Here is a 6,271-nt window from a genome sequence, read left to right as displayed (position 1 = left end):
GTTAACGAGATGAAAAAGCTGGGAAAAGAGTACAGTAATATGGTCATGGTGGCATGACCATATTACTGGGGATCCCTCAGCCCACAGGGAGAGGGAGAAAACCGGATGCAAAACCGCTGCTTACGACGGTAGGCGTACACATCTTCCACATGCCCGTTTTTGATCCGCGTTTGCAGCCCGCGCCAGTAGCTGGCACGAAACAGATCGGCATGCATCTCTTCAAACAATGGCCCAATACGCGGGTCGGCGCACAGCCAGTGGCGAAACTCCTCGGGAAAGACATCGCCCGGTGAGACGCTGTACCACGGCTCCCCGGAGAGTTCATCTTCCGGGTAACGGGGCGGCGGGATATCGCGGAAATTAACCTCGGTCATGTAGCAAATTTCATCGTAATCATAGAACACTACCCGCCCGTGTCGGGTCACGCCGAAGTTTTTAAACAGCATATCGCCGGGGAAGATATTGGCAGCGGCAAGCTGACGAATCGCGTTGCCGTACTCTTCAATGGCATCTTTTAAAGCCTGACCGTCGGCCTGTTCCAGCCAGATATTCAGCGGCACCATACGGCGCTCGATATACAGATGGCTAATCGCTATTTTGTCGCCCAGATCGGTGATTTTTGCCGGTGCTTCCTGCAGTAACAGGGCCATTAAAGCCGGATCGATCTGCCGCTTATCCAGCACAAAATTTTCAAACTCCTGCGTATCCGCCATCCGTCCGACGCGATCGTGTTCTTTCACCAGCTGATAGCAGGCACGAACATGCGCTGCGGTCATCTCTTTCTGCGGCGCGAATGTATCTTTGATGACCTTAAACACCCGGTCAAATCCCGGCAGCGTAAAGACCAGCATCACCATGCCGCGAATGCCGGGCGCTTCGATAAATTGCTCATCGGCGGTGGTGACATAACGCAAATACTCCCGGTAGCTTTCCGTTTTGGCATGCTTTTGACAGCCAATCGCCATATACAACTCGGCGGTGGTTTTGCCCGGCAGGATCTCGCGCAGCCACTCCACCAGGGCGGCAGGCAGCGGAGCGTAGACCATAAAATAGGAGCGGGCGAAGCCAAACACAATGCTGGCCTCAGCGCTGGTGGTCAGGCAGGTATCGACAAACAGTTCGCCGTCATCGGTACGGTGTATGGGCAGCAGAAACGGCACGGTGGCGGAGGGCGTCACGAGCTTGCCCACCAGCCATGCGGCTTTATTGCGGTAGAAAAGCTCGTTGGCGACCTGCAAATGGCATTGGCTGAGAGCCTCTTCGCCAAAGGATTCGTGGAGATGGGCGATGATAAAGCCAATATCGCGGGCTTTATTCTCCCACGGCAAACGCAGCGGTAAATCTGTTAACACGCGGTGCAGGAGCTTCTCCCAGCCGTGGTCGGGGAAAAAATCCTTCGCCAGCGGGCGCGGAATGGTGCGAAAACGGCGCTCCGGCTGGGAGCTAAAAATAAATAACCGCTCAGGAGATAATGAGCGGTGGTCAAATAACCGGCAATACACGGAGTTGAAAAAGCTCTCCGCAATCTCGAAGCGCGGGTAGTCTGGCAACAAATGGGTGTAGTGCTCCTTAACGCGCAGTAAAAATGCCGCGTCAGGGTTTTTACCGTCGGTAATGCAGCGCAGTTGTTCCACCACCAGACCCACGTGATGATCGTAGAGGTGAATACGCTGCTTCATGGCCTGCTGGACCGCATGCCAGTCGGCGTGCTCAAAGCGCTGCTGCGCGCCGGAGGTGACTTCCAGAAAACGACCATACTGGGCATCGAAGCCCTGCAAAATAGTCTGTGCGATCAGTAATTCCAGACCACGCGACATAGATTCCCCCTCACCCCAACCCTCTCCCCAGAAGGGAGAGGGGGAAAAGATTAGAACTGCGCTTCTTCTGTTGACCCCGTTAAGGCGGTGACGGAGGAGACGCCGCCCTGAATAATCGTGGTTACATTATCAAAGTAACCGGTTCCCACCTCCTGCTGATGAGAAACAAAGGTATAGCCCTCTTTACCCGCGGCAAACTCCGGCTGCTGCACTTTCTCAACATAGTGCTTCATGCCTTCGCCCTGCGCGTAGGCGTGCGCCAGGTCGAACATGTTGAACCACATGCTGTGGATCCCCGCCAGGGTGATGAACTGATACTTGTAGCCCATGTCTGACAGCTGCTGCTGGAAGCTGGCGATGGTTTTATCGTCCAGATTCTTTTGCCAGTTGAAGGACGGCGAGCAGTTATAGGCCAGCAGTTTGCCCGGGTATTTGGCGTGGATAGCATCGGCAAAGCGTTTTGCCAGCGCCAGATCTGGCGTGGAGGTTTCGCACCAGACCAGATCCGCATACGGTGCATACGCCAGGCCACGGCTGATGGCCTGCTCAATGCCAGCATGGGTACGATAAAATCCTTCGCTGGTGCGCTCGCCGGTAATGAACTCGCTGTCGTATGGATCGCAGTCAGAGGTGATCAGGTCAGCCGCGTCTGCATCGGTACGGGCAATCACCAGCGTCGGCACGCCGAGCACGTCAGCGGCAAGACGCGCAGCGACCAGTTTCTGAATCGCTTCCTGGGTCGGGACCAGCACTTTGCCGCCCATGTGTCCGCATTTCTTCACCGAGGCCAGCTGATCTTCGAAGTGTACGGCCGCTGCACCGGCCTCAATCATCGATTTCATCAGCTCAAAGGCGTTCAGCACGCCGCCGAAACCGGCTTCTGCATCCGCGACGATCGGCAGGAAGTAGTCAATAAAGCGCGGATCGTTTGGCTCAATACCTGCCGCCCACTGGATCTGATCCGCACGGCGGAAGGTGTTGTTGATCCGATCCACCACCGACGGCACCGAGTTTGCCGGATAGAGCGACTGATCCGGATACATGCTGGAGGCCAGGTTGGCATCCGCCGCGACCTGCCAGCCGGAAAGATAAATGGCTTCGATACCGGCCTTCGCCTGCTGCAACGCCTGACCGCCGGTCAGTGCACCGAGGCTGTTGATGTAGCCCTTTTTGGAGCCGCCATGCAGCAGATGCCACATCTTCGCCGCGCCATTTTGCGCCAGCGTGCATTCCGGATTGACCGAGCCACGCAGTTTCACCACTTCCTCAGCGCTGTATGGGCGACGGATACCTTCCCAGCGCGGCTGTGTCCACTCTTTCTTCAGTTCTTCGATTTGTTGGGTACGGGTTTTCATGTGCAGATGCTCCATATTGTTATGTGGTGGATTTACGCAAGCAGGCGGTAGCCTGGCAGGGTGAGGAAGTCGATTAAGTCATCTGAGGTTGTGATTTGCTCCATCAGGCGGGCGGCATCATCAAAACGTCCGCTGCTGAAGCGGTGTTCGCCCAGCTCGTCCTGAATGACGCGCATCTCTTCGGCCAGCATCTGGCGGAACAGGGATTTGGTCACCGGCTTGCCGTTGCTGAGCGTTTTCTGATGGTGGATCCACTGCCAGATAGAGGTACGGGAGATTTCTGCCGTCGCCGCGTCTTCCATAAGACCGTAGATGGGCACACAGCCGTTACCGGAGATCCACGCTTCGATGTACTGCACGGCCACGCGGATATTGGCACGCATGCCCTCTTCCGTGCGTTCACCCGAGCACGGCGCCAGAAGTTGCTCTTCTGCGATTGGGGCATCGTCATCACGGGTGACAAACAGCTGGTTTTTGTTGTCACCGAGTACGTGGTTAAAGACTTCCATTGCCGTATCGGCCAGGCCCGGATGGGCGATCCACGTGCCGTCGTGACCGTTACGCGCTTCAAGCTCCTTGTCAGCTTTCACCTTGTTGAGCACCTGATTGTTACGCTCAGCGTCTTTGCTCGGAATAAAGGCCGCCATGCCGCCCATCGCAAAGGCACCGCGCTTGTGGCAGGTTTTAATCAGCAGGCGCGAGTAGGCGCTGAGGAACGGTTTATCCATGGTGACAACCTGGCGATCCGGCAGTACGCGATCGGGGTGGTTTTTCAACGTTTTGATATAGCTGAAGATGTAGTCCCAGCGTCCGCAGTTCAGACCCACAATGTGATCGCGCAGAGCGTGCAGGATTTCATGCATCTGGAATACGGCAGGCAGCGTTTCAATCAGCAGGGTGGCTTTAATGGTGCCACGCGGCAGGTTGAAGCGATCTTCCGCGTAGCTGAACACCTCACTCCACCAGGCCGCTTCCTGCCAGGCCTGGGTCTTAGGCAGGTAGAAATAGGGGCCACTGCCTTTTGCCAGCAGGTTTTTGTGGTTGTGGAAGAAATAGAGGGCAAAATCAAACAGGCTGCCCGGAATCGCTTCTCCGCGCCACGTGACGTGTTTTTCCGGCAGGTGCAGGCCGCGTACGCGGCAGATCAGAACCGCCGGATTGGGTTTCAGCTGATAAATTTTACCGGCTTCGTTGGTATAGCTGATGGTGCCATTAACGGCATCGCGCAGGTTGATCTGCCCGTCGATCACTTTACGCCAGTCCGGGGCCAGGGAGTCCTCAAAATCCGCCATAAAGACTTTGACGTTGGCGTTCATGGCGTTGATCACCATTTTGCGCTCTACCGGGCCAGTGATCTCAACGCGGCGATCCTGCAAATCTTCAGGGATGCCGCGGATTTTCCAGTCGCCGCGTCGAATGGAAGCGGTTTCCGAAATAAACCCAGGCAGCTTGCCATTATCAATTTCCTGCTGTTGATGAATGCGTGCAGCCAGCAGCTTATTGCGCTGCGGCGTAAAGCGGGTCACCAGTTCAGTCAGGAATTCAACCGCCTCAGCCGTCAAAATTTGCTGTTCTTGCTCGCCATACGGCTGGGTAAAGGCCAGTTCATCGACCGTCGTTGCCTGTTGAGTCATCACTCTGCTCCTCATCAAAGATCCAAATTCACATCCCCAATGCGAACGAAAGATCGTTGTGTAGTTTTCGCTCAGCAGAATTAAGACTATCTCTATTTTTTACAAAATCAAAAACAATTTCCATTTTAAATTCAATTTAACTTCAACTTATTGATTACTATGAATTTAAAGTTTTATTGCATGTTGAGTTGAATTTCGGAAATAAAAAAAGCACCCGAAGGTGCCTGATGTGAATAGCTGAAACGCTTTAGGATCGTTTTATGCAGAAGATTACTCCAGCGTCGGATTCATGTGACGCAGATCGTATGGCGTTATCTGGTAGACGTAATAGTTGAGCCAGTTGGTAAACAGCAAATTCCCGTGACTGCGCCAGGTGGCTCGCGGTTTGTTCTGGGGATCGTTTTTCGGGAAGTAGTTATACGGCACATCCGGATTGAGACCCGCTTCGACATCACGGAAATACTCTGCCGCGAGGGTGTGTGGATCGTATTCAGGATGGCCGGTTACAAAGGCAATACGTTTATCTTTGCTGGCAAACAGGTAAGCATCGCCATCTTCTGTTTCGGCCAGGATCTCCAGATCGGTGTAGTCACGAATCAGCTGCGCCGGGAAATCGGCGTAGCGCGAATGCGGGGCCAGGAACGAATCATCAAACCCGCGTGTCAGCAAGGCATGAGGGTGAAGAATGTGGTGTTCGTATACGCCGGAGAGTTTTTCGGTACGGGTTTGTTTGGGGATGCCGTAGAGAATATTCAGCGCAGCTTGTACTGCCCAACAGACAAACAGCGTGGACGTGACGTGATCTTTTGCCCACTCCAGTACCTGTTTGATCTGCGGCCAGTAGGCGACATCATTAAATTCTACCAGGCCCAGCGGCGCACCAGTGACTATCAGTCCGTCGAAGTTTTCCTCGCGGATATCGTCGAAGTTACAGTAGAAGTTATTCAGATGCTCAGAAGGCGTGTTACGCGACTCACGGGCATCGATCCGCAGCAGCTGAATATCCACCTGGAGCGGAGAGTTCGAAAGCAGGCGCAGGAACTGATTCTCTGTTTCGATCTTTTTCGGCATCAGATTAAGGATGAGCACCTTCAGCGGGCGAATTTCCTGACCTGTCGCGCGTGAAGTGGTCATCACAAAGACGTTTTCTTCACGTAAGAAATTGACGGCTGGTAGCTCGTCCTGCACCCGAATCGGCATAACCTTGTATCCTCACAGCATACGTATAAACGTTTAGACATCCAGATAGCCAACGATACCCAGAATCGGCGTGAATGTCGAGTCTGCAAGCTTAAGGTGAGAAAGTTTCAAGGAGAGGGAGAAAACAAAAGCAAAAAACCCCGCACCTTACGGTACGGGGTTCTTCCTGATTGATGCCTGGCAGTTCCCTACTCTCACATGGGGAGACCCCACACTACCATCGGCGCTACGGCGTTTCACTTCTGAGTTCGGCATGGGGTCAGGT

General features: G+C 54.2%; 4 protein-coding genes and 1 rRNA gene. All 5 read right to left on the bottom strand.

Annotated features, from left to right (window positions below):
* Window positions 1-62: 62 nt before the first annotated feature.
* Entirely contained in the window at window positions 63-1,817 is a 1,755-nt protein-coding gene (gene aceK / locus ACOTZF_RS24820; RefSeq protein ID WP_129253554.1) for a bifunctional isocitrate dehydrogenase kinase/phosphatase, read from the bottom strand.
* 50 nt (window positions 1,818-1,867) lie between these two features.
* Window positions 1,868-3,172, bottom strand: coding sequence for an isocitrate lyase (gene aceA, locus ACOTZF_RS24815; protein WP_058684019.1), 1,305 nt, complete (start codon window positions 3,170-3,172; stop codon window positions 1,868-1,870).
* Window positions 3,173-3,204: 32 nt separating this feature from the next.
* Window positions 3,205-4,806, bottom strand: a complete 1,602-nt coding sequence (gene aceB / locus ACOTZF_RS24810; protein ID WP_013095022.1) for a malate synthase A — start codon at window positions 4,804-4,806, stop codon at window positions 3,205-3,207.
* A gap of 270 nt (window positions 4,807-5,076) precedes the next feature.
* A complete protein-coding gene (gene metA, locus ACOTZF_RS24805; RefSeq protein WP_013095021.1) occupies window positions 5,077-6,006 on the bottom strand; it encodes a homoserine O-acetyltransferase MetA in 930 nt (309 codons plus the stop codon).
* Between the two features lie 175 nt (window positions 6,007-6,181).
* A 5S ribosomal RNA gene (gene rrf, locus ACOTZF_RS24800) occupies window positions 6,182-6,271 on the bottom strand; the annotation flags it as partial.

It is taken from the genome of Enterobacter cloacae complex sp. SHL021 (assembly GCF_049237765.1).
GTDB lineage: Bacteria > Pseudomonadota > Gammaproteobacteria > Enterobacterales > Enterobacteriaceae > Enterobacter > Enterobacter cloacae.
Note: the sequence above shows the minus strand (reverse complement) of the source record. Positions and strands in the feature narration are given on the sequence as shown.

Excerpts from the sequence above, each read along its gene's own strand:
- aceB (WP_013095022.1), bottom strand. The coding sequence starts at position 4,806 with ATGACTCAACAGGCAACGACGGTCGATGAACTGGCCTTTACCCAGCCG.
- aceA (WP_058684019.1), bottom strand. The coding sequence starts at position 3,172 with ATGAAAACCCGTACCCAACAAATCGAAGAACTGAAGAAAGAGTGGACA.
- aceK (WP_129253554.1), bottom strand. The coding sequence starts at position 1,817 with ATGTCGCGTGGTCTGGAATTACTGATCGCACAGACTATTTTGCAGGGC.
- metA (WP_013095021.1), bottom strand. The coding sequence starts at position 6,006 with ATGCCGATTCGGGTGCAGGACGAGCTACCAGCCGTCAATTTCTTACGT.